The sequence below is a fragment of the Neobacillus drentensis genome, assembly GCF_036962125.1.
GTDB lineage: Bacteria > Bacillota > Bacilli > Bacillales > Cytobacillaceae > Neobacillus > Neobacillus drentensis_B.
The window spans coordinates 139546-163810 of sequence record NZ_JBALOA010000005.1 but is presented as its reverse complement, the minus strand read 5'-3'; the positions used below and the strand labels follow the sequence as shown (position 1 = coordinate 163810).

Genomic DNA, 24265 nt, shown 5'->3' with positions numbered 1-24265 from the left:
GTAAAAAATCGAACATTCATTCGTTTATTTTCTAGGTATAATTGATGCAAATAGGGGGGATTTTCCTGTTTTTTGAATACTTCTTGATTTTTTATAATCGATTAATGTAAATATCGTCTATTGTCAGACTATTTTCATTCAAAAAAAGTCACAGAATACTAATTAGCATTCTGTGACTCTTTTAGCGATCGAAGTAGAAAAGAACATCCAAATTTGACTGCACGGTTCCGGTTGGCTTCTCTCGTTCCGCTAAGAGTAATCTTTTCTACTCGGGTCGTTCTTCCCTTTATCGCAATCCCAATATAAACCGTACCAACTGGCTTTCCTTCCAGTTCTTCAGGACCAGCTACGCCCGTAAAACTAATTCCAACATCAGTTTTAAAAATTGTCGAAGCATTTTCAGCCAATTCTTTCGCACACTGTTCACTCACTGCACCTTGTGTATCAAGCGTTTCTTGCCGTACTTGTAATAGCTGCTGTTTTACCTGATTGGAATAACAAACTATGCCTCCATAAAACACGGAACTTGCGCCTGGAATAGCTGTAAGCCCCTGTTGAAATAATCCACCCGTTAAACTCTCAGCGGCAGTAATTGTCAATTGGCTTGTCTTTAAAATTTTCATTACTTCTTCCAAAAGCGATGTATTATCATAACCATATAAAAATTCACCGACACGCTCGTTAATGGTATTTTCGAGTTCATCGAGCATCAACTGTGCCTTTTTCTCGTCTACATGCCTTGCTGTAAGCCGTAAAGTAACCTCCCCGTCGCCAGCAAGCGGGGCAATCGTCGGATTACTTTGCGCATCAATTAAATCTAGAATCTCAGTTTCCAATGCAGCCTCACCAATTCCAAAAAATCTTAACACTCTTGAAACAATTTTTTCATTGGTCTGGTTTCGATTAGAAAGTGCCTGACACCCATATTGGATAAACATCGGCTCTAGCTCCTTTGGAGGACCTGGCAGAAGCATATAGGTATGACCATTGGATTCTACTACCATTCCTGGAGCCATCCCATGGTCATTAGGAAGAATTTGCGCCCCTTGCAAGACGAGTGCCTGTTTTCGATTATTTTCTGTCATAATACGGTTAGTCCTCTGAAAAAAAACTTCAATCGAAGATAACGCTTTTTCATCAATGACAAGTTCTTTACCGAGATGACGGGCAATGGTCTCCTTCGTTAAATCATCCTTTGTTGGCCCAAGACCACCAGAAAAGATTACCAGGTCTGCACGCTTTTCAGCTAATTCAATGGCTGTCTTTAGCCTATCGGGATTATCACCAACAACGGTGTGAAAATAGACATTTATTCCAAGACCCGCCAATTGCTGAGACAAAAACCGAGCATTCGTATTTACAATTTGCCCAAGCAATAACTCTGAACCAACTGCGATAATTTCAGCATCCAACATCCCCATCTCCCGTCATAGTAAAATTACCTCTACTTTGAATTTTTAAGAACATGACTATTTTTAGCAAAATAATCCCATCCAGACCAAATGGTAAAAATCAATGCTACCCACAATGATACGATATCAAAACGAAAGGAAATCATAGCAAAAATAATATTATGTAATAAAAGTGATGAAATCGCGACAATCTGCGCCCATGTTTTAATTTTCCCGAGCATATTAGCTGCAACAACTTCACCTTCCCCTGCGAGTAGGAGTCGTAGTCCTGTGACAGCAAACTCCCTGCTAATAATAATAATTACTAACCATGAAGGTGCATAGACATCATTTAATTCTACGAGCACAATGAGTGCAGCAGAGACTAGTAATTTATCAGCCAGCGGGTCGAGAAATTTCCCCATATTGGTAACAAGGTTATACTTCCGTGCATAATGCCCATCAACCCAGTCAGTTGATGAAGCAATAATAAAAATCAATGCGCCGACAAAATGGGTAACCGGAAGGTCTGTCCCAAGAAGATGCATATCGCCCCAATCAAAGGGAGCTAACATTATAATCAAGAATAATGGAATTAATAATATTCTTGATACCGTAATTCTATTCGGAATATTCATAGTTTTCCTCCGTTTTATTAATAAAAGCGAAAAATAGTCATCAACTGATGACTATTCGTTTTTCAGAACATATTGAATCGTTATGTTCTGAACATTTGCAGTCGCTGGCACTGCATACTCAAGCTTTTGGTCATTAATATAGATTTCAGTATCAGCAGCATTCCCCACCTTAATAACAGCCGTGCTCTCAGCTGATAAATCCTCGGTTTGGCTCTCGGTACCTCCGGTTTTAAGTGTGCCTTGGAAAAAAGATTTTCCTTTTCCATTTTTAATACTAACCCAGGTCTGGCCTTTAGAAACCAATTTCACAACAAATTTTTCAGCATTTTTTAATTCATAAGTTGAGTTCCTGCCACTGCTTTGAACAGCAGTAATTTCTTGTTTTGGTGTTTCTTCATCTTCTGTTGTTTGTTGTTGTTCATCCTTTACAGGAGTATCCTTACTTTCTTCTGTATTATCTTTGTTAGTTTCTTTATCGTCGGCTTTTTCTTTTTCAAGGTTCTCCGATTTCACAATTTTAACTGGTTCATTTTCCTTGTTTATCGATTCATTTGCATTATCACCGGCATGTTTATATACAAAGTAATATAATAGGCTGGCAACCCCAATCACAAAGATCCCAATTAAAACTTTAGGTAAAATATCAAAAATTTTAGAGTTACTTTCTGATATGGTTTTATGTGTTTTTACTCTAGATAATTGCTGGGGTAAATCGTCATTTAAGCTAGCAGGAATTTCACCCTTATAGGTTTCAAATATTTCATCAGGATTAAGACCTAATGCCTCTGAATACTGCTTAATAAATGCCCGCACATAAAAATTCCCTGGCATGCTCGTATAATTACCATCTTCAATTCCAATTAAATAGCGTTTTTGTATTTTAGTCATGGATTGTAAATCATCCAAGCTTAATCCTTTAGCTAGTCGGGCTTCTTTAAGTCGATTCCCTAATTCTGTCACCTATTAACACCTTCCAATTAATTAAAAATCAAAATCTCCAAAATCTGATCCGGAGAACATATTATTCTGATCTACGACCTCGTATGTAATCTCTTCTTCCGCGTCGTTTCTAAGTTCAATAATATAATCAAAATCATCCAGTGTATATTCAGAATTTTGGACAAAGATATCTGGATGTTCAATTACTTTTACAGACGGAAGTCGCATAATTTCGCGGACAAGCTGCCAATGACGCTCATTAGCACGTCTCGTTGAGACAATTCCATCAAGAATAAATAGATTATTTTCGTTATATTCATCTTCAATCAGTTGATTACGAATTGTTTGTTTTAATAAGGTGGAAGACACAAATAACCAACGTTTATTTGCACAGACACTGGCCGCTACCAGTGATTCTGTTTTTCCAACTCGAGGCATGCCACGAATACCAATCAGTTTATGCCCTTCCTGCTTAAATAATTCTGCCATAAAATCAACCAATAAGCCAAGTTCGTCCCTTACAAAACGAAAGGTTTTTTTATCATCCGCATCTCTTTGAATATAACGCCCGTGTCTAACTGCCAGTCTGTCACGCAATTTTGGTTCTCTAAGTTTTATTAGTTTTATTGTGTCCATCGTATGTAAAATTGACTCAAGTCGTTTTATTTGATCATCATCTTTTGCTAAAATGAGTAATCCTCGTCGTCCTTCATCAACGCCATTAATGGTTACGATATTTATTGAAAGCATCCCTAATAAGGATGAAATATCCCCTAATAAACCTGGTCGATTTTTTTGAATTTCATATTCCAAATACCATTCTTTTTTCAAGTTATTAAACCTCCTTTAAAGAAGTTTCGACATTTTTTTACTATCCCTTATCTAAACCCTATAATAAATGATTTTGGAAGAAGATGAAAGTAAAAACAAATATTAACGGAGATAATGAAAAAAAGAGAGGAGAAATCTCCTCTCTTTTAGCGGCTGCCGTTATTTTGAATCAATTTTACCATCATATTAGCAATTGCTTGCTGTTCTTCTTTGTCTGCAACTGACCAAAGATCGGCAAGAATTCTTTCCTGTTCGTTTTTCGGCTCCACTTGGCTTGATAAATAATCGCCAATTTGAAACGCAAGGTTGTGAATGGCGCCATCGCTCATCCCTTCATTTTGTGCATGATGAAGACGATCAGCTAAAAAGTCTTCCCACTGTTTCCAGTTATCTAAAACAGACATTGTCTTATTCCCTCCTTTAATTTTGTACTATATTATTTTGCGATGAAGTGAATGGAACTATGCATATATTTATTTTCGAATTTTAGGTATACCAACCGCCATTTATTGCTAGTACTTGTCCTGTCATGTACGATGACTCATCTGAAAGTAAAAAGGCGACACCACTTGCTATTTCTTCTGGCTTCCCTAGTCTTCCCATTGGGATTTCACCTGAAATTTGCTCCTTCTCTTCTTCTGTGAAACCTTCCATCATTGGTGTTGCGATCGCGCCTGGAGCAATGGCATTTACTCTTACTCCATTCATCGCTAACTCCTTACTGAGGGATTTAACAAAAGCAATTTGTGCACCCTTTACGGTGGAATAAGCCACCTCACATGCAGCACCCGTTTGTCCCCATATCGATGTGATCATTACAATATTCCCTTTTCCTTTTCCAAGTAATTTAGGGAGAAGTTCTTTTGTGAGCATTAATGGAGTTAATACATGAACATTCAATAATGCTTCTGCATCTTTTTGTTGCAGGTCCATCAGGAGCCCATATTGGCTTTGGCCCCCACAATGAATAATTGCATCCAAAGAAAAAACTTCGGAATAGACCTTTTGATACCCGTTCGGGTCTGCCAAATTGGCCTGAATAGGGATATATTCGCCTCCAAAGGGCTTGAGTTTATTTAGCAATTCTCTAATTGATTGCTTATTTTTATTATAATGAAGATACAAATGATAGCCTTTTTCTGCCAGGTTACATGCAATCGCTTGGCCGATTCCCCCACTTGCTCCCGTAATTAATGCATATTTCATTTTTCCACACTCTCTCTTTTTCAGAAGAAAAAGCGCCGGGTTACGACGCTTTTATCTTCTACTTTTTCTTAGGAATTACTTGGCATACTGAAAAGCGTTCCTCTGATATGACTTCAGACGCAAGTGTTTTAACATCGTTCAAGGTGATTTTTTCTAATGTTGGAACGACATCAAACAAGTTCATATCATTAAAGGCATAGCGCGTAAATTGATTTGCGATATATTCCGGAGAGTTTACCGCTCGTAAAAATGCTCCAATCTTTTTCCGCTTAGCTCTTTCTAATTGCTCTTCGTTAAATTTGAATTGATTCTTAGCTTCCATCAGCATATTTTGTAGTGTTTCTGCCAACTTATCGGGTTCTCCTGTGTCGCCGCCAATCATCGCAAAGCCAAAGCCTTGTTCTTGCGTATAATCAAAGGAAAAAGTTTCATCAATTAATCCACTATTATATAGTTGATTGAAATTTTCCGAACTTTTCCCAAACAATAAGTCCAATAACACATTCATTGTTAATTCATTTTTCAGGAGTTCTTCGCCACTTTGATCAACATGAAGCGCTTTTATCCCTAGTAAACATTTTGATGTTTGGACATTCATTTCAAGTATTTGTTTCTTTTCAGCAACCTCGGTTGGCTCATCTTCAAATTTACGCTTAATCTCAGGCATATCTTTATATTCTTTTTTTGCTTGGTTCGCTTTGACTTGATTCATAAAACTGTCAGGATCAACTGGACCAACAATAAATAAAAGCATGTTACTCGGATGATAGAAGGTGTTATAGCATTCATACAGCCAATCTTTTGTAATATGTGAGATCGATTCAATCGTTCCAGCAATATCAATTTTAACAGGATGATTCCGATATAAATTTTGAATTAAGCCAAAATATAAGCGCCAATCCGCATTATCATCATACATGGTAATTTCTTGCCCGATAATTCCTTTTTCTTTTTCAACGGTTTTTTCAGAGAAATACGGGTCCTGCACAAAATCAACCAGTGTTTCAAGATTTTTTTCTACGTCTGATGTGCTAGAAAATAAATAGGCAGTTCGTGTAAAGGACGTAAAGGCATTTGCAGATGCCCCTTGGCGGCTAAATTGCTGGAAAACATCACCATCTTCTTTTTCAAACAATTTATGCTCCAGAAAGTGGGCTATTCCATCAGGTACTTTAACATATTCATCTTTTCCGAATGGAACAAAGGTATTATCAACCGAACCATATTTTGTTGTAAACGTAGCAAAAGTTTTATTAAACCCTTTTTTTGGTAATATATAAACATTTAGACCATTAGCTAGTTTTTCATGGTAAAGTTCTTCCTGAAGCTGGTCAAAAGTAATTTTCTCCATTTATTTGCCCGCCTCCGTTCCAGTTAAAAAGTAAATAGTATCTGTTTCGATTTTTTTCGCTACCGCTACAATCTCTTCCTTTGTTACTTTTTGCATTTCCTCAAGCCATGCATCTAGATTAATATTCGCATCTGAAACAACATTATGATAGAGGATTTCTGTTAATCCTCTAGACGTATCAATCGTCTCAAGAATTTGATTTTGGATGACAGCCTTGGTCTGGACTAGTTCTTCCTCAGTAAAATCACCATTTTTCATTGCCTCTAATTGATCATGAATAATACCGACTGCTTGGTCATAGTTCTTTAAATCAATCCCTGACATAACCATCATTAAACCTTTGTGACTTTCAAGACGGCTTGCTGCATAATAGGCTAGACTAGCTTTTTCACGTACATTAATAAATAATTTGGAATGTGAAAACCCGCCAAATATGCCATTGAACACCTGTAAGGCAAAATAATCCGGGTCACCGTAGACGATGTTTGTGCGATAGCCAATGTTTAATTTCCCTTGTTTTACATCCTGCTGCTCTTTCACTTCATTTACCTGTCTATTGATATTTACTTTTTGTTGATCTAACTTTTTCGATGTTCGATTTTCAAACTGTAATAGCTCCGACGCATATTTCTTTACCTCTTCTTCATTCACATCACCAATAATATATAAATCCATTTCATCTTGCTGAAATGCATTTTGATAATACTCATATAAATTCTCAGATGTAATAGCATCTACATATGTGGCATCCCCGTTAACTTCTAAGGCATATGGTTCACCCTTACACATTTCCTGGATAAGACGCACATTGGAATAACGCATTTTATCATCAAAAACTGATTGGATCCGTTGTTTCAGTGTCCGTTTCTCTTTTTCAACCGTTTCTGCATCAAATCCATTTCCTTTCTTATTAGGATTTGTCAATATATCTGCTAATAACTCAAACCCTTTTCTTAATAATGGACTTGGATCACTTAAGAATTTTTCATTGGCAATTTCGAGTGAAAAACTCATGACATGGTATTCACCTTTTTTAGATAAATCAACATAAAGAGTCGCACCATATAACTCATCAAGATAGGAGCGAAGCGCTGTAGTTGAAGGAAATTTAGCTGAACTGCTTTGCAATACCTGTGGAAGAAGTGCCCGCTTGGTTACATCTTCTTTTGTTAGTGGTGCTTTCATTTTCCAAATCAAGGTATTCGTTTTATATTTTTCTGTTGGGATTACATGAAGTTTAAATCCATTAAGATTAGTTATTTTTTCTGTAGCGGTCGCCACATACATTCCTCCTTAACTGTTCAAAGGGTCATACATTAACAATATGTAAACGTTTTTCTTTATATCATTTCCTTTGTAATAAAACCTATACTAATTACTATAATTTGGCAAGCTTGTTCAATACAAGTATTTACACTTATTTCACAAAAAAGAACCCTCAGAAACTGAGAGTTCTTTTTCTTATTATCTATTCCCTTTGATATAGTGGGTACCACTAGCTTTTGGTGCATCAGCACGACCAATGAATCCTGTTAAGGCTAAAATTGTTAAAACATATGGAGCACATAACAAGTATACACTTGGAATTTCTTTTAAGAACGGTAAACTTGAGCCGATAATACTAATACTTTGGGCAAATCCAAAGAAGATTGCAGCACCTAGTGCACCAAGTGGATGCCATTTACCGAAAATCATTGCGGCTAGGGCCATGAAACCCTGTCCACTAATAGTAGAGTGACTGAAGTTAGATGTGATTGATTGTGCGTAAACACCACCGCCAATACCACCTAATGCTCCAGATAGGATTACACCAAGATAGCGCATTTTAGTTACGTTAATTCCCATTGTATCAGCGGCCATTGGATGTTCACCAACCGAACGGAGACGAAGTCCAAATGGTGTTTTGAAAACCACGTACCAAACAATAATTGCAACAATAATTGCTAAGAATGAAGTCCAATACGTGTTTTGGAAAAAGATTTTTCCGATAAAAGGGATATCCTTTAAGACAGGTATATCAATTTTACTAAATCCCTTACTGATGATGCCGGTCTCCCCTTTATCATAGATAAGCTTGACCAAAAACAACGTTAATCCTGTCGCCAACAGGTTAATGGCAACACCTGAAACGGTATGATCAGCACGGAGAGTAATCGCAGCAACGGCATGTAGAATCGAGAAAATAGCTCCTGCCAACATAGCGACTACAATTGAAATCCACGGTGTTAAGCTTCCAAATGTATCAACAAACGTAAGGTTAAAGACAATTGCTGAAAAAGCTCCGATAACCATTAAACCTTCTAAACCAATATTAACTACTCCGGAACGTTCTGAAAAAATTCCGCCTAATGCAGTGAAGACAAGTGGAGCAGCCCATAACAATGTGGATGGAACAAGAATCATTAATATTTCCATTAAGCTCACTTACTTCACCCCCTTTTTACTTAGTCGATCGAGTAATACTCTTATCATATAGCTTGATGCAACAAAGAATACGATTAACGCAATAATGATATCAACTAATTCATTTGGAACTCCTGCTTCAAGCGGCATGTTTAATGCTCCAACTTTTAGGAATCCAAATAATATGGCTGAGAAAAATACACCTAAAGCTGTGTTACCACCTAATAAGGCAACAGCGATTCCATCAAAACCAACGCCTGAGAATCCACCTTTTACAGCGGCATATTCAAACGTACCTAGTCCTTCCATCGCACCTGCTAAGCCCGCAAAAGCACCTGAGATAATCATGGAAAGGATAATATTTTTGTTTACACTCATCCCTGCATATTGTGCTGCGTGCTGGTTAAAACCAACTGACCTTAGTTCAAATCCTCTTGTTGTCCGTTCTAATAAGAACCACATAATAAAACATGATAAAATGGCAAGTAGAATACCCCAGTGGAGTCTTGAGTAATCGGTAATACTCTCTAACCAAGCAGAGCGTAATGATGCTGTTTTATGAATAGGGCCTGAATTATCCCCATGTTTTGTAATGACGTTACGAATAATATAATTGGAGACGTGTAAGGCAACATAGTTCATCATAATTGTTACGATAACTTCATGGACACGAAAACGGGCTTTTAATAAACCAGGAATAAATGCCCAAAGTGCTCCTGCAACGATTGCTGCTAAGATTGCAAGTGGTAGATGAATGATACGCGGCAGGTCAAAGGCTACCCCAACCCAAACCGCAGCAAGCCAACCCATTAAGAATTGTCCTTCAACTCCGATATTAAATAAACCAACACGGAAAGCAAAGGCAACAGCTAGTCCAGCTAAGATATATGGAGTGAATTGTCTGACTACTTCCCCGATATAATAAATATCTCCAAAAGCACCATTCCACAATGCTGTAAACGCCGCAACTGGGTTATAACCACTAAATAACATAATAATTGTTCCAACTAAGATACCTAGTAAAACGGCAATAATTGGCGTTAAAATACTTTTAAACCGTTTAGACATGTGAACCTTCACCCGCTTCCTTTCTATTCGATCCAGCCATCAATAATCCAAGTTCCTGCTCTGTCGTTTCTTTCGGATTAACTACAGCCACGATTTTCCCCTCATATATAACGGCAATACGGTCACTAACATTCATAATTTCATCTAATTCAAAGCTTACTAATAAGACACCTTTGCCCTGATCACGCTGCTCGATTAAACGTTTATGAATGAATTCAATCGCTCCAACATCTAATCCACGAGTTGGTTGTGCGGCGATCAAAAGGTCTGGGTTCCGGTCAATTTCACGGCCGATAATGGCCTTTTGCTGATTACCACCAGAAAGAGCACGAGCCAAAGTGTATTCAGTTGGTGTACGAACATCAAACTCACTAATTAAGGTTTTTGCCTTTTTATAAATTTCGCCAAAGTTTAGGATACCGTTCTTTGAGAATGGCCGTTTATTATATGTTTGCAGTACCATATTTTCACCAATTGGGAAGTTCAAAACTAACCCATGCTTGTGACGGTCCTGAGGGATATGACCTACACCAGATTCAGTAATTTGCCTTGGTGTATGATTAATCAATTCTTTACCATTTAATTTTACACTGCCGCTTTCTGCTTTACGTAAACCAGTTATCGCTTCTATAAATTCCGACTGACCATTTCCATCGACACCAGCGATTCCGACAATCTCTCCAGCTCGAACAGAAAGATTTAGGCCATTTACAACTGTGACACCACGAGGGTCTTTAACTACCAAATCATTTATTTCAAGCACTTCTTGTTTTGGTGATGCTTCTTTCTTTTCAGTTTTAAAGACAACTTCCCGTCCAACCATTAAACTGGCAAGTTCATTAGGATTGGTCTCACTTACATTTACTGTTCCAATCCCTTTACCTTTTCGAATAACGGTACAACGGTCGGAAACTTCCATTATCTCTTTTAATTTATGAGTTATAAGAATAATAGATTTGCCTTCTTTTATAAGCGTTTTCATAATTTGAATTAATTCTTTAATCTCTTGAGGCGTTAATACTGCTGTTGGTTCATCAAAAATAAGAATTTCAGCTCCGCGGTAAAGTGTCTTTAATATTTCGACCCTCTGCTGCATACCAACAGTTATATCGGAAATTTTCGCCTGAGGATCAACTGCTAAACCATAACGTTCAGAAATTTCACGAACCTGTTGTTCCGCTTTCTTAAGGTCAATTTTTCCACCTGATGTTATTTCTCTACCTAAAATAATGTTTTCAGTAACGGTGAATGTATCCACTAACATGAAGTGCTGGTGAACCATTCCGATCCCTAAATCATTGGCGATGTTCGGGTTGGCAATGTTAACTGGTTTCCCTTTAACACGAATTTCACCCTGTTCTGGCTGATATAAACCAAAAAGTACATTCATCAAGGTGGACTTTCCTGCTCCATTTTCTCCAAGCAAGGCATGGATTTCACCCTTTTTTAATTGCAGGGTTATGTTATCATTCGCAACGAAGCCATTAAATTCCTTACGGATGTTAAGCATTTCAATTACATATTCCATCTTTTCTCACTCCCTGTGACAAGATAAAAGGAAAAATTGACCAATAGTAGTAAGAGGTCAGACCTTTCCAGGTTTTAAAAAAACAGGGAATTTCTCCCCACTAAAATCTTAAATGAAATGTAGAATATTTATTCTACGTTTCAGTTAAGATTCATTAGTTTGGAATAAGCGAGAGGTACTCCCGCTTATTCCATTCAAAGATTATTTTGCACTAAAGTTCTTTAATTCATCACGAGTTCCTGGAACTTTTACAGCACCAGATTTGATTTTTTCTACCCAATCTTTAATAGCTGTTTCGATTTCAGCCTTTTTATCAGCTTTAGCGTTAATTGGTGCAACGCCAACGCCATCTTCAGCTAAACCATAAACGATTGAACCGCCAGGATAGTTACCATCCATAGCTTTTTTAGATAAATCTTGTACTGCAACGTCAACACGCTTTAATGCTGATGTAAGTACTACATCTGGACCCATGTCGTTTTGGTCACGGTCAACACCGATTGCCCAAATTTCTTTACTTGGATCTTTCGCTTTTCTGTCTGATGCTTCTTTAAATAATCCGTTACCAGTTCCACCTGCAGCATGGAAGATTACGTCCGCGCCTGAAGAATACATTTTAGAAGCAATATTTTGACCTAATTCAGCTTTATCAAATGCACCTGAGTATTGAACATCAACTTTTACTTCTGGTTTTGCGGCTTTAACACCAGCTAGGAAACCAGACTCAAAGCGTTCAATTACAGGAATTTCCATACCGCCGATGAATCCGATATGATTAGATTTTGTTTGAAGTGCTGCAGCAATACCAGCAAGGAAGGCTGCTTCTTGCTCTTTGAAAAGAACGCTTGTTACGTTAGGCTGTTTAACTTCAGCATCAATGATGGCAAAGTGTGAATCTTTTTGTTGTTTCGCAATTTCTTCAACAGCAGCCTGCATTAAGAAACCAATTCCGTACACTAAATCAAAGTCTTGACGTGCAAGAGTATTTAGGTTTGTGGAGTAATCAGCATCAGATTTTGATTGAAGGTAATCATATCCGCCTTTACCTTTTGTTAAACCATTATCCTTACCGAATTTTTGAAGACCCTCCCAAGCAGATTGGTTGAATGATTTGTCATCAACACCACCAACATCAGTAACCATTGCTACAGAGAAATCTGTTTTCTTTTCTCCACCCTTAGCTGGTTCTTTGCTTGTGTCATCACTTTTTCCACATGCTCCTAAAAGTGTTCCAGCAGCTAGGACAAGTGATAAAGCCATTCCAATTTTACGCTTTTTCATGGTATTGACCCCCTATGAATATTATGGATTTAGTAAAAATGATTTGTAGCAAGATTCGTTTGATTTTCATTTAGGTTAGAAATTAAATTCGTTTCCTTAAAACATGAAAACTAAACTTATCCGCTTTAAAATAGTTTACCGAAAAAAGGACTGGTTCATCCATTTCATCGAAATGCATTTGTTTTAAAACTAACAATGCAGTTTCAGGTTCGCATTCTAGAATTGGGGAGATTTTTTCATGATAGCCAATAGGCTCGATTTGAGCAACCGCATATGTAATTTTTCGGTTGGCTTCTTCATCCAATATCTGGAAAATCGATTCTTCCGTATGAGAAAACGTTTCCGGTAATATGCGTTCGGGTACCTTGTCGATACAGTAAACGACTGGCTCCCCATTTGCGGTTCTGACCCTCTCCATTACAAAAATTTCCTCACTTGTAGAACACGAGAAACGACGAATATCTTCTTCGGTGGGACCTTGTGTTGATGAACTAAGAAAAATCGTTCCTGGTATCATGCCAGCTTGTTGAATCATGGCAGTTACACTGCTAAGTTGTTCAATCCCTGATGTAAACAATGGCTTAACGTTAACAAAAGTTCCAACACCATGGCGCCTAATGATAACGTTTTCTTCTTCGAGTATACGTAACGCTTCCCGAAGTGTGGCCCTGCTAACACCAAGTTGTTTGGCAAGATCAAACTCAGAAGGTAATTTTTCTTTTTCTTTATATACCCCATTGGCAATATCTTGCTTTAACCGATCGATTACTTGTAAGTATAAATGCCGGTTATCTGATTTTATAGACATGCTGTTTCCTCCAGCCTTTTCCTTAGACATCAGACATCTGATATCATTTCTACTAATCGAAATTTATATTAACATTTTTTTTGGGATAAATAAATAGCTATTCAAAATTTTGTCGATAAAGGGTGAAAGGTTATGTCACAATTATAAGAAAATCATTCACCCCATAAAGTAGTTCTACTAATAGGGACAATTGACTCATAAAATAAGCCTCTATTATGAGGATTTATTCCTGCATAATAGAGGCTATTCTTTGTCTCAATGAATCATGCTGCTTTTTTAATTTAGGAAACTTAAGAACTTTGTTCCTCTTTATCCTTTGGTTTTGACTGTAAAACAGCTCGTGGCTTACTTCCCTCATAAGGTCCGACGATTCCACGTGCCTCCATTTCGTCTATTAGTCTTGCCGCTCTTGTATAACCAATCCGAAAACGTCTTTGTAACATCGAAACTGATGCTGTCTGCATTTCAATGATTAATTCAACGGCGTCATCATAAATATCATCATCAACGGCACCTGTTATTTCCGGAATATCATCAGGAATCATTTCATCCTGGTACTGGGCTTTTTGTTGTGATATTACAAATTCAACCGTGTCTTCTACCTCTTGATCTGAGAGGAAGGCGCCTTGTACACGAACCGGTTTTGATTCTCCAACCGGTAGGAATAACATATCGCCTCTTCCCAAAAGTTTTTCAGCCCCCCCCATATCCAGAATGGTCCTTGAATCTGTTGCACTTGATACTGCAAAGGCAATTCTCGATGGAATATTGGCTTTAATTACTCCTGTTATAACATCAACTGATGGTCTTTGAGTAGCAATGATTAAATGAATTCCTGCCGCACGGGCCATTTGAGCAAGTCGGGTAATCGAATCTTCAACATCGGAAGAGGCAACCATCATTAAGTCGGCTAACTCATCAACGATGACGACTATGAATGGCAGCAAGGGCTGTTTATCATTTTCTTCTAAATTATGCCTTCTAATGTGATCATTATAGCCCTCAATATTACGCGTACCCGAATGCGAGAACAAATCGTAACGCCTTTCCATTTCGCTTACCACTTTTTGCAAAGCTTGTGAGGCCTTTTTGGGATTTGTTACCACAGGTGCTAACAGGTGTGGAATGCCATTATAAACATTCAATTCAACCATTTTCGGGTCAATCATCATTAATTTTACTTCATGAGGCTTCGCCCTCATTAAGATACTAGTGATAATTCCATTTATACAAACACTTTTACCGCTTCCGGTTGCACCTGCAACTAGTAAATGGGGCATCTTATTTAATTCAGCTAAAACAGCCTCACCTGTAATATCCCTGCCTAAACCTATTAAAAGTTTGGCATCAGGCTTATCATTTTGGGTAGCTTCTAATACCTCACGAAGTGAAACCATTGCCACTTCAGAGTTAGGAACTTCAATGCCAATTGCGGATTTACCTGGGATTGGCGCCTCAATTCGAATTCCTTTAGCAGCTAGTGCTAATGCTAGGTCATCACTGAGACTGACAATTTTACTAACTTTTACCCCTACATCAGGATGAACTTCATATTTCGTTACAGCTGGTCCTAAATGTACCTGGGTAACGCGCGCTTTAACTCCAAAGCTTTGAAAGGTTCTCTCCAGTTTTGCAGCATTGGCATGAATTTGTTCATATTCTCCGCTTTGGTCGGTTTTTTTAGGAAGGTTTAACAATCGAAGTGGCGGTAGTTCATAATCAGTATTCTCGACTTCAGTAAAGGTGATTGGTGGGATTGAATCCTCAGTATCTTCACTGGTTTTTTTTCTTCCTTTCGTTTCTACAGATTGTGTCACCTCATCCCCATCTTCTTCTACATAGGTCTTATCAGCAAAACTTGAAATAATAGGCTCTGGTGCTCTGGTTTCTTCCTGAGGGGATTCTGGCTCTGTAGTTGACCGAGTTTGATCTTTTTGGTCACGATTTTCCCGTTCTTGTCTTTTCTGGGTAGTTTTTTCTGCTTTTCTCTCTTGTTGTTTTTGTCTCCAATCCGACATATCCGTTTTAAAGGCATCCCACTGATTTTTTGAAAAATCAACAAGAACCATCAAAATTTTAGCGATGAAATCTCCAAATGATTTCCCCGTTAATAAAATAATTCCAATCAGGATGAATATAAATGCGATAATTTTCGTACCGGTCTCAGCAAATAAATAATGGAATAAGGCAAATAAGACTGCCCCTATCATTCCTCCACCTAAATCAACTGTGCTAGTCTCACCTCTAAGTTCCATCATAAATAATTCCCAAGTATTACTGATTACACTAGGGTCTTTAAATTTCCCATCATTGGTTAACAGATGAAAAAGAGTTACATGACTAAGCAGAAGTATAGCAGAAGAAATAAAATAGACTCCAACTAACTTGATATGAAAGAAGAAAGGAATACTCCGCTTCCACATCAAATAAACACTTAACACAACTAGCCCAATTAAACTGAGCATATACCATTCTCCCATCCAAAAACGGAAGAAAATAACAGTTGCTTTCCCCACGGCACCAAGTTTTGCAATTGATATGATTGCTAGGGCTAAAATCGCCAGTGCGGATAATTCATATTGAACCGTTTTTTTCAAATGATTATCTCTCTTTTTAGGTTGTCTTCTCTTTTTCTTTGCCATCTAATCACCTTGCTGTTTCATTATGGTATTTTCCCCCTTTAATATAGTAGTCCTCAGATTAAAGGGTAAAAAGGAAGAAAGCAGCCTTGCTGGCTGCTCGTGTGTCTTCCCCTGATTATACCATAATCTACTATTACATTGCGGACAATCCTTCCAGGTTTGCGAAAGAAATTTTTGCACCCGGGCAAACTTGGCTTTCCAAGTAGTGCTGAGGATCTGTGCTAAGTATCCGAATTACTTGAGCATTTTGACCATCTACCATCTCTACTAAGAGTGGTATTCCTTGGAAACTTACCATTTGCTGTTGACTCACTGAATCAGTTTCAAACGGGAATATTAATTCAGGCGGCATCATCGTATAAAGTATCATTGGATCAACCCTTCATCTTTTTCTTTATGAAGTTCAATCAATTCATTTAACTTTTTCATCGCCTGTCCAAGACCGCCTACTTCATCAATCAAGCCTGTTTTGACAGCATCCACACCGATAACATTCGTGCCAATATCTCTGGTTAAATTACCTTTTGCAAACATTAAATCTTTAAATGTTTCTTCAGTGATTTTAGAATGCTTTGTTACAAAATTGATGACCCGATCTTGCATTTTATCCAAATATTCGAAGGTTGCTGGAACTCCAATCACCAGTCCAGTTAACCTAATCGGATGAATGGTCATTGTTGCGGTTTCTGCAATAAATGAATAGTCACAGGAAACAGCAATCGGGACCCCAATCGAATGGCCTCCTCCTAATACAATTGAAACAGTTGGTTTTGATATTGTTGCCAGCATTTCGGAAATAGCGAGACCCGCCTCAACATCACCACCCACCGTATTTAATATGATAAGAACACCCTCTATTTTAGGATTTTGTTCAATGGCAACGAGTTGTGGAATAATATGCTCATATTTTGTAGTTTTGTTTTGCGGTGGCAACGCTAAATGCCCTTCAATTTGACCGATAATCGTCAAGCAATGAATTTTAGAATCTGTTGAAAGCTGGGGTACGTTGGTTTGTCCTAATTGTTGTATTTTTTCTATTAATGCTGAAGAAGGTTTATCCTCTTTTTGAGGTTCCCCGCCTTCTTGATTATTTTTTTGTAAATCGTTATCCATCCTTAATACTCCCTTCAAGCATGATATTTGTTAGTATTGGGCTTATCAGGAAATTTCATGCTTAAAATAAGAGCACTGGTTGCCCAGTGCTCGGTTCCCTCTTATATTGTTTTCTAGATTTCCATAATGATTGGCAGGATCATTGGTCTTCTTTTTGTTTTTTCGAATAAATTTCGGTTTAATTCTTCTCTGATATCTTGCTTTAAACTTGACCATTCAAATGTTTCTTTTGCAATGTTTCGTTCTACAATGTCACGAACTAGCTTGGTTGAATCATCCATTAATTTTTCTGATTCGCGAACATATACAAATCCTCGCGAGATAATTTCAGGACCTGCTACTATACTCTTGTCTTGTTTTCTTAATGTCACTACGACAATCAGAATTCCATCCTGTGATAAGAGCCTACGATCACGAAGGACTATATTTCCGACATCCCCTACACCAATTCCGTCAATAAGTATATTCCCTGAAGGAACCTTGCCTGAAATCGCCAGCCTTCCTTCTTTCCATTCCAGAATATCACCACGGTCTGGGATAATAATTTGTTCATCGCTAAGTCCACATTCCAATGCTAATTTTCGGTGTGCCTTAAGCATCCGGTATTCACCGTGTACAGGAACCAGATATTTTGGTTTCATTAAATTAAGCATAAATTTTAATTCTTCTTGACTGCCATGACTTGAAACATGGATTGTTCTTTTTCCAGAAATTACATTTGCTCCGGCTCTAAACAACAAATCTATTGTCTTGAATAAAAATACTTCACTACCCCTAAGAGGTGATGCGGCAATTAATACCGTGTCACCTGTTTGGATATTAACCACTTTATCAATTTGTTTTGCCATTTTCTGAAGAGCCTCAATTGGTTCCCCTTGACTGCCTGTCATTAATACAACAATTTCCCGGTCTTGATATTCTTTTACTTCACTAATTGGAATGATTAAGTCATCTGCTACTTCTAAGTAGCCTAAATCTAGGGCAATATGATAAATTCTTTCTAAGCTTTTACCGACCACAGCAACTTTTCGGCCGTTTTCATTAGCTGCATTAAAAATATGTTGAATTCTATTAATGTCCGATGCGAAGCATGCAGCAATGATTCTTCCTGGTGCGTTATAAAAAGCATTGGACATTTCTCGCTCAACAATTGCTTCAGATGCAGTATAACCTGGCTTTTCCGCCTCGGTACTATCAGACAACAGGCATAAAACCCCTTGTTCCCCTATAGATGCCATCTTTCCGATTTCTGGTTTATAAAGTTTTGTAGCTGCTTGGTCAAATTTAAAATCTCCCGTGTAAACGATAATCCCTTCAGATGTATGTATACAAATACCAACAGAATCGGGAATACTATGATTGGTTTTAAAGAAGCTAACCTCGACCATATCCAAGTTAACAATTGTATCTGATTGCACTTCAATAAAATTAGTATTGCCAAAATAATCCTGTTCCTTCAGTTTAGCATTGGCAAGTGCTAGAGTAAGCTTTGTTCCATATACAGGAGCTTCAATTTCACGGAGTACATAGGATAAGGCTCCGATATGATCCTCATGTCCATGTGTAAGGAAAATCGCTTTTACCCGGTCCTTATTTTCTTTTAAATATGTTAGATCTGGAATGACAATATCTATGCCAAGCATTTCTTCCTCGGGGAACATTAAGCCTGCATCGATGATAAAAATGTCCTTGTCCACCTCAACAAGATACATATTTTTACCAATTTCTCCGATACCACCAAGTGTGATTAACTTAATGGATTGATTAATTTTCTTTATCAATTTGTAAATCCTCCTATGCTGTATCCAAATTTATAGTTTATGATCTCCGAAAAATGTCTAGCTCTAGCTCCGCGAATGGGTAGCTTCTGCTTTCTTATTTCCGATCCAAATCAGTTATGATTATTATACTTGATTTTAGAAAACCTTTCCAACATTATAATATTTCGACTTAATTGTCTTGTGATTTCCAAATCAATATAGTACTAATTGGTTAGATTAAAAATAAAAAAGCCAACCGAAAAATTTTTTCGATTGGCTTTTTCTATTCATGATAACTCATTTAATAATTTTATTAGGGTGGACCGTTCTTGTTCGGTTAGGCCCACCAGCGGAAGCCTCACTGATCCAACATCCATCCCTTTTATTTGTAATGCTGTTTTAACAGGGGCTGGGCTCGGCGCAGCAAATAAACCTTGCATAACAGGGAGCAGATGCTGATGTAACTTCGCAGCCTTATCATTCTCACCGTTAAAGTATGCATGAACCATTTCCTGCAGCTCTTTCCCAATTACATGTGAAGCAACTGATACCACACCTGCACCTCCAATAGACAGCACAGGGATTGTTAGACTATCATCGCCACTATATAAAACAAAATCAGCATCGGTATTAGCAATGATCCTTGTCATTGCACTTAAATCACCGCTTGCTTCCTTCACCGCAACAATATTTGGTATCTTAGATAGTCGAATGATTGTCTCAGGATGGATATTGACTGCTGAACGGCCTGGAATGTTGTAAACCATTACTGGTAATGTAGTTGCTTCTGCAACAGCCTTAAAATGCTGATACAAACCTTCCTGATTCGGTTTATTATAGTAAGGAGCCACAACCATAATGGCATCCACGCCAAGTTGTTCTGCTTTTTTTGTCAATTCAATCGATGCATACGTATTATTGCTTCCGGTTCCAGCTATGACGGGAATTCGCTTATTGGCAACTTTTACAACATGATCAAATAATGCTAGTTTTTCTTCCTTCGTCAGGGTTGGTGATTCACCTGTAGTTCCAGCAACTACAAGTGATTCTGTGCCATTTTCAATTAAAAAATTCACTAATTGCGTGGTCTTGGCAAAGTCAATATGTCCTTTTTTATCAAAAGGAGTTACCATTGCCGTCGAAACTCGCCCAAAATGAACCATATTTTTACTCCTCTCAATCCAACAGGCATACTTAACACCTTTTATCTTGTTCACATTTGGAATAAAGATGACTAGTTACTACCAGATAACTTTTATAGGTCAGAGAGATTAAATTCGAACGATTCGTCTTCTAATTGAAAAGCGTCATGAAGAGCATTGACAGATTTAACCAAATCATCCTGCTTTACAAGTACCCAAATTGTGGTATGACTATCTGCAGATTGCAATATTCGAATACCGTGATCCGATAGTGCCGTTACGATTTTTGATGTAACCCCAGGAACACCAGTAATTCCTGCACCAACCACAGAAACCTTAGCACAATGGCGTTCTACGACTGGCTCATGACCTAATTCATTTAGAACCTGTATTGCACGGTCCGTCATTTCTTCAGTTACCGTATAGACGACCCCGTTAGGTGAAATATTGATAAAATCTACACTAATTCCTTCATTGGCCATTGCCTTAAATACCTCAGCCTGCAAATTATATTGATCCTTTTTTGCAAACACCTTAATTTGTGTAACATTGGAAACGTGGGCGATTCCGGTCACGACTCGTTCCTTAATATCACTGCCACGACTATGTCTATTTGAGGAAGTTACCAATGTTCCAAGATTATCAGAATAGGTGGAGCGGATCCGGATTGGCACCTTTGACTGCATTGCAATTTCTACTGCCCTTGGATGAATGACCTTCGCACCTTGATATGCCATATTACATACTTCTGTGTAAGTGACAACAGAAAGCGGACGTGCATTTTCAGCAATACGGGGGTCTGCAGTCATAATACCTTCCACATCAGTAAAAATATCAATAAAATCAGCATTTAGAGCTGCACCTAATGCAGCTGCTGAAGTATCACTCCCACCGCGTCCAATGGTCGTAACATCACCATTTTTGGCAGCACCTTGAAAGCCTGCAACCACTACAACATCATTTCTCTCTAACTCATTAAGTAACCGATCACATTGCATTTCAATAATCTTTGCATTTGTATGGTCATTGTTTGTACGGAATCCTGCTTGAGCACCAGTTAATGAAATAGCATTCATTCCGCTCTCTTTTAGCATGTTCACAAATACGACGCTCGAAATAATCTCACCACAAGACAATAATAAATCGTGTTCCCGTTTTGAGATTTTGCTTAAATTCCCACCAATTAACGAAAGTAGTGAATCTGTTGCATAAGGGTCACCTTTTCTTCCCATTGCGGAGACAACTACTACTACCTTATAGCCTTCGGCCAAAGCATTCTCAATATGGCCTTGAGCATTTTTTCTACTTTCTTCATCTCTTACAGAAGTACCGCCAAACTTTTGAATAATAATTTTCATGGTGACACCAAAACCTGCCTTTTTTTGATGTAACTTTATTTTACAATACCTAGTTCCACTAATCTTTCAGCGATTTGAACAGAGTTCCACGCTGCACCTTTAAGCAAGTTATCAGAGACAACCCACATATGAAAACCACGAGGTTCATCAATATCTTTTCTAATCCGACCGACAAAAACATCATTTTTACCAACGCAATTTGCAGGCATTGGGTATAATTGATTTTCAGGATCATCTTGTAAGATAACCCCTGGGGCATCTGATAACAATGCTTTTATGTCACTCGCACTAACGTTGTCAGCTTCAATTTCAAAATAAACGGATTCGGAATGACCCACAGCCACAGGAAGGCGAACGCACGTAGCAGATACCTGCAACTCTGGTAAATGCATGATTTTTTTGGTTTCATTAATCATTTTCATCTCTTCAAATGTATAGCCGTTTTCTTCAAATTTATCAATTTGCGGAATGGCATTAAACGCAATTTGGTAGTGATTATTATCAGATTTCACTGGTAAAATTTTAGGTTCATATGCTTCACCATTTAAAATTGATTGTGTTTGCTGCATTAATTCCTCAACAGCTGCAGCACCAGAACCAGAAACAGCTTGATAGGTTGAAACGATTACTTTTTTCAAGCCATATTGTTGGCGAATTGGCTCAAGTGCAACCACCATTTGAATGGTAGAACAATTGGGGTTAGCAATTATCCCATTATGATCATGAAGGTCTGCTTCGTTTACTTCAGGCACTACTAATGGTGTATTTTCATCCATTCTAAAAGCACTAGTGTTGTCCACCACAATGGCACCACGTTTCACTGCTTCTGGACCAAGTTCTTTTGATACACTGCCCCCTGCACTAAACAAGGCAATTTCAACGCCTTCAAAACTTTCAGGCTTTGCTTCTTCAATCGTATATTGCTGACCATTAATCTCCACTATTTTCCCAGCTGAACGCGCTGAAGATAATAAAGTTAGTTTTTTAATTGGGAAATTTTCTTTGATTAAGGTTTGTATCATTTGCTGCCCTACTGCTCCCGTAGCTCCAACAACAGCCACGTGAAATCCATTTTCTTGACTCATATTACGTTTCCCCTTCCATATTCATCGTTTCATAACTGGTCATTTACTTAAAAGGAATGGCCTTTATTTAGCACCCAGACCCAGCATGTTTTTCATATTTTTATTATCTCATCAGTGGGTAGTTATCCCCCCACTGATGATGATAGAATAATTTATTTTAACATATTCCTTTAAAGAAATAACCTTTTTTGATGAAGGAGTGAAATATTAGTCAGAATCTTTATATCTCTCAACTAAGACTGGTTGAATTTGTTTCCCTTCAATGGCAGCTTCTACCGTTTCGGTGAGCAATGTCATTCTTGCAACCATTGAATTTGGTTTTTTAATTGGATCATCTTGGCCATATGGAATAAAGTAAATATTTTTTGTGGCCATTAATCTCATTAAATTTACACCATTCAAACCGAGGGCATCATTTGTTGAAATTCCCAGAACCACTGGTTTTAAGTTGCGCAGTGTTGCTTTTGCTGCCATTAATACAGGACTATCATTCATAGCATTTGCGAATTTGCTCATGGAAACACCCGTTAATGGAGCAATTACCATACAGTCTAAAGGAATTTTAGGTCCGAGCGGCTCTGCTTTAACGATGGAATCAATGACCTTATTTCCTGTTAAATCTTCAATTCTCTGGATCCAATCCTCCCCTTTTCCAAACCGGGTATCAGTATTTTTAACAGTAAAGGTCACGATTGGCATTACTTCTGCACCGGCCTGCACTAACTTTTCAATTTCTGGGAATACAGCATCATACGTACAATGAGAGCCGGTTAAGCCAAAGCCAATTCTTTTACCTTTTAAACTCATTTCACTTTCCCCTTTCGCTTCCTTAAATCATCTTGTAAGAGTTGGGCAAGAACATTCGCCAGTATTTGACCAGCCGTTTTTGGTGCAACAATTCCAGGCAAGCCAGGTGCAAGCAATGCTTTTATTCCCCTTTTTTCTGCATATCGAAAATCAGTACCGCCAGGCTTTGAAGCCAAATCAATAATGAGGGTATGTGATGGCAATTTTGAAATAACCATCGCGGTTACGATAAGATGTGGTGCTGTGTTTATTAAAATATCGGTTTCTTTCACTTCATTCACCAGATTATTTAAATGAAAGGGAGTTAAACCCATCTCAGTAATCCTAGCTATATGCTCACTTTTCCTTGCCCCTACCTTTACTTTGGCACCAAGTGCAGCAAACGTTCGCGCCACACTCATTCCAACCCTCCCTAAACCTAGCACCGTAATATTCGACCCATGTATAGTAAAATCAGTGTGTTGGATCGCCATCATAATCGTCCCTTCTACAGTTGGGATTGAATTATAGATGGCCACATCATCCCTTTCAAATAACTGAATAAGAGTTCGTTTTGCTTCCTTAGTAATCCCATTTAAATAGGTATTACTAATACCCGAATAAATCGTACAATGTTCAGGTGTCTTGGCGAGCAAATCCCCCGTCAAAATAACCTTTTCATTCGAAAAGATTGTTTCAACCTGACCTTCTAAATTTGTTCCAGGCACTGGCAGGATCAGGGTATCCATACATGAAAAATCGACCTCATCCATTTTTTCCTTGACCGCACCAGTAAATGCATGGTCAAGCTGTTCAAAACCAATAAGCGATAATCTCGCATCTAATTCGGTTAACTTGCGGATGATTTCCAGCTGTCTGGCATCCCCGCCAATCACGGCAATCTGCATCCCTGTCAGCATGAAAACATTCACCTT

The 24265-nt window shown here is 38.1% G+C and carries 22 protein-coding genes; all 22 read right to left on the bottom strand.

Annotated features, from left to right (window positions below; genetic code table 11):
• Positions 1-158: 158 nt before the first annotated feature.
• Complete coding sequence (locus V7121_RS05375) at positions 159-1412, bottom strand: competence/damage-inducible protein A (RefSeq protein WP_335495470.1); 1254 nt, start codon at positions 1410-1412, stop codon at positions 159-161.
• A gap of 32 nt (positions 1413-1444) precedes the next feature.
• Positions 1445-2029 (bottom strand): CDP-diacylglycerol--glycerol-3-phosphate 3-phosphatidyltransferase, encoded by a 585-nt coding sequence (gene pgsA / locus V7121_RS05370; RefSeq protein WP_335495472.1) that lies wholly within the window; start codon positions 2027-2029, stop codon positions 1445-1447.
• 51 nt (positions 2030-2080) lie between these two features.
• Positions 2081-2989: a helix-turn-helix domain-containing protein gene (locus tag V7121_RS05365; RefSeq protein WP_335495473.1), complete on the bottom strand. Its 909-nt coding sequence runs from the start codon at positions 2987-2989 to the stop codon at positions 2081-2083.
• Between the two features lie 21 nt (positions 2990-3010).
• Positions 3011-3799: a DUF3388 domain-containing protein gene (locus V7121_RS05360; protein ID WP_335495474.1), complete on the bottom strand. Its 789-nt coding sequence runs from the start codon at positions 3797-3799 to the stop codon at positions 3011-3013.
• Positions 3800-3945: 146 nt separating this feature from the next.
• Entirely contained in the window at positions 3946-4203 is a 258-nt protein-coding gene (locus tag V7121_RS05355) for a DUF3243 domain-containing protein (protein ID WP_335495475.1), read from the bottom strand.
• 82 nt (positions 4204-4285) lie between these two features.
• Positions 4286-5005 carry an elongation factor P 5-aminopentanone reductase gene (ymfI, locus tag V7121_RS05350; RefSeq protein WP_335495476.1) on the bottom strand — a complete coding sequence of 240 codons (720 nt, stop codon included), beginning with the start codon at positions 5003-5005 and terminating at the stop codon, positions 4286-4288.
• 58 nt (positions 5006-5063) lie between these two features.
• Complete coding sequence (gene yfmH, locus V7121_RS05345) at positions 5064-6356, bottom strand: EF-P 5-aminopentanol modification-associated protein YfmH (RefSeq protein ID WP_335495477.1); 1293 nt, start codon at positions 6354-6356, stop codon at positions 5064-5066.
• On the bottom strand, positions 6357-7643 hold the full coding sequence (gene yfmF / locus V7121_RS05340) for an EF-P 5-aminopentanol modification-associated protein YfmF (protein ID WP_420490560.1): 1287 nt from the start codon (positions 7641-7643) through the stop codon (positions 6357-6359). It abuts the gene before it with no gap.
• Between the two features lie 177 nt (positions 7644-7820).
• On the bottom strand, positions 7821-8780 hold the full coding sequence (locus V7121_RS05335) for an ABC transporter permease (RefSeq protein WP_335495479.1): 960 nt from the start codon (positions 8778-8780) through the stop codon (positions 7821-7823).
• Positions 8781-9827: an ABC transporter permease gene (locus tag V7121_RS05330; RefSeq protein ID WP_335495481.1), complete on the bottom strand. Its 1047-nt coding sequence runs from the start codon at positions 9825-9827 to the stop codon at positions 8781-8783. It abuts the gene before it with no gap.
• On the bottom strand, positions 9820-11355 hold the full coding sequence (locus V7121_RS05325) for an ABC transporter ATP-binding protein (protein WP_335495483.1): 1536 nt from the start codon (positions 11353-11355) through the stop codon (positions 9820-9822). The genes V7121_RS05330 and V7121_RS05325 overlap by 8 nt, the downstream gene beginning before the upstream one ends.
• Positions 11356-11556: 201 nt before the next feature.
• Positions 11557-12636 (bottom strand): BMP family lipoprotein, encoded by a 1080-nt coding sequence (locus V7121_RS05320; RefSeq protein WP_335495485.1) that lies wholly within the window; start codon positions 12634-12636, stop codon positions 11557-11559.
• Between the two features lie 82 nt (positions 12637-12718).
• On the bottom strand, positions 12719-13444 hold the full coding sequence (locus V7121_RS05315; protein ID WP_335495487.1) for a GntR family transcriptional regulator: 726 nt from the start codon (positions 13442-13444) through the stop codon (positions 12719-12721).
• Positions 13445-13734: 290 nt separating this feature from the next.
• On the bottom strand, positions 13735-16086 hold the full coding sequence (locus tag V7121_RS05310; protein WP_335495489.1) for a DNA translocase FtsK: 2352 nt from the start codon (positions 16084-16086) through the stop codon (positions 13735-13737).
• Between the two features lie 133 nt (positions 16087-16219).
• Positions 16220-16456 (bottom strand): YlzJ-like family protein, encoded by a 237-nt coding sequence (locus tag V7121_RS05305; RefSeq protein WP_335495490.1) that lies wholly within the window; start codon positions 16454-16456, stop codon positions 16220-16222.
• The gene (locus V7121_RS05300) at positions 16453-17199 is read right to left on the bottom strand and encodes a ClpP family protease (RefSeq protein WP_335495492.1); all 747 of its coding nucleotides are present in this window, start codon (positions 17197-17199) and stop codon (positions 16453-16455) included. The genes V7121_RS05305 and V7121_RS05300 overlap by 4 nt, the downstream gene beginning before the upstream one ends.
• 113 nt (positions 17200-17312) lie before the next feature.
• Positions 17313-18980 carry a ribonuclease J gene (locus V7121_RS05295; RefSeq protein ID WP_335495494.1) on the bottom strand — a complete coding sequence of 556 codons (1668 nt, stop codon included), beginning with the start codon at positions 18978-18980 and terminating at the stop codon, positions 17313-17315.
• A gap of 266 nt (positions 18981-19246) precedes the next feature.
• A complete protein-coding gene (gene dapA, locus V7121_RS05290) occupies positions 19247-20122 on the bottom strand; it encodes a 4-hydroxy-tetrahydrodipicolinate synthase (protein ID WP_335495496.1) in 876 nt (291 codons plus the stop codon).
• Between the two features lie 92 nt (positions 20123-20214).
• Positions 20215-21459 (bottom strand): aspartate kinase, encoded by a 1245-nt coding sequence (gene dapG / locus V7121_RS05285; protein ID WP_335495498.1) that lies wholly within the window; start codon positions 21457-21459, stop codon positions 20215-20217.
• Between the two features lie 35 nt (positions 21460-21494).
• Complete coding sequence (gene asd / locus V7121_RS05280; protein WP_335545921.1) at positions 21495-22544, bottom strand: aspartate-semialdehyde dehydrogenase; 1050 nt, start codon at positions 22542-22544, stop codon at positions 21495-21497.
• A 207-nt stretch (positions 22545-22751) separates the two neighbouring features.
• Positions 22752-23351 (bottom strand): dipicolinate synthase subunit B, encoded by a 600-nt coding sequence (gene dpaB / locus V7121_RS05275; RefSeq protein WP_335495500.1) that lies wholly within the window; start codon positions 23349-23351, stop codon positions 22752-22754.
• Positions 23348-24250, bottom strand: coding sequence for a dipicolinic acid synthetase subunit A (gene dpaA, locus V7121_RS05270; RefSeq protein WP_335495502.1), 903 nt, complete (start codon positions 24248-24250; stop codon positions 23348-23350). Before dpaA ends, dpaB begins: the two co-directional genes overlap by 4 nt.
• Positions 24251-24265 lie beyond the last annotated feature (15 nt).

Bases quoted from the DNA above. Each gene is read 5' to 3' on its own strand.
- pgsA (WP_335495472.1), bottom strand. From the start codon at position 2,029: ATGAATATTCCGAATAGAATTACGGTATCAAGAATATTATTAATTCCA.
- V7121_RS05355 (WP_335495475.1), bottom strand. From the start codon at position 4,203: ATGTCTGTTTTAGATAACTGGAAACAGTGGGAAGACTTTTTAGCTGAT.
- ymfI (WP_335495476.1), bottom strand. From the start codon at position 5,005: ATGAAATATGCATTAATTACGGGAGCAAGTGGGGGAATCGGCCAAGCG.
- yfmH (WP_335495477.1), bottom strand. From the start codon at position 6,356: ATGGAGAAAATTACTTTTGACCAGCTTCAGGAAGAACTTTACCATGAA.
- yfmF (WP_420490560.1), bottom strand. From the start codon at position 7,643: ATGTATGTGGCGACCGCTACAGAAAAAATAACTAATCTTAATGGATTT.
- V7121_RS05330 (WP_335495481.1), bottom strand. From the start codon at position 9,827: ATGTCTAAACGGTTTAAAAGTATTTTAACGCCAATTATTGCCGTTTTA.
- V7121_RS05325 (WP_335495483.1), bottom strand. From the start codon at position 11,355: ATGGAATATGTAATTGAAATGCTTAACATCCGTAAGGAATTTAATGGC.
- V7121_RS05320 (WP_335495485.1), bottom strand. From the start codon at position 12,636: ATGAAAAAGCGTAAAATTGGAATGGCTTTATCACTTGTCCTAGCTGCT.
- V7121_RS05315 (WP_335495487.1), bottom strand. From the start codon at position 13,444: ATGTCTATAAAATCAGATAACCGGCATTTATACTTACAAGTAATCGAT.
- V7121_RS05310 (WP_335495489.1), bottom strand. From the start codon at position 16,086: ATGGCAAAGAAAAAGAGAAGACAACCTAAAAAGAGAGATAATCATTTG.
- V7121_RS05305 (WP_335495490.1), bottom strand. From the start codon at position 16,456: ATGATACTTTATACGATGATGCCGCCTGAATTAATATTCCCGTTTGAA.
- V7121_RS05300 (WP_335495492.1), bottom strand. From the start codon at position 17,199: ATGGATAACGATTTACAAAAAAATAATCAAGAAGGCGGGGAACCTCAA.
- dapA (WP_335495496.1), bottom strand. From the start codon at position 20,122: ATGGTTCATTTTGGGCGAGTTTCGACGGCAATGGTAACTCCTTTTGAT.
- dapG (WP_335495498.1), bottom strand. From the start codon at position 21,459: ATGAAAATTATTATTCAAAAGTTTGGCGGTACTTCTGTAAGAGATGAA.
- asd (WP_335545921.1), bottom strand. From the start codon at position 22,544: ATGAGTCAAGAAAATGGATTTCACGTGGCTGTTGTTGGAGCTACGGGA.
- dpaB (WP_335495500.1), bottom strand. From the start codon at position 23,351: ATGAGTTTAAAAGGTAAAAGAATTGGCTTTGGCTTAACCGGCTCTCAT.
- dpaA (WP_335495502.1), bottom strand. From the start codon at position 24,250: ATGCTGACAGGGATGCAGATTGCCGTGATTGGCGGGGATGCCAGACAG.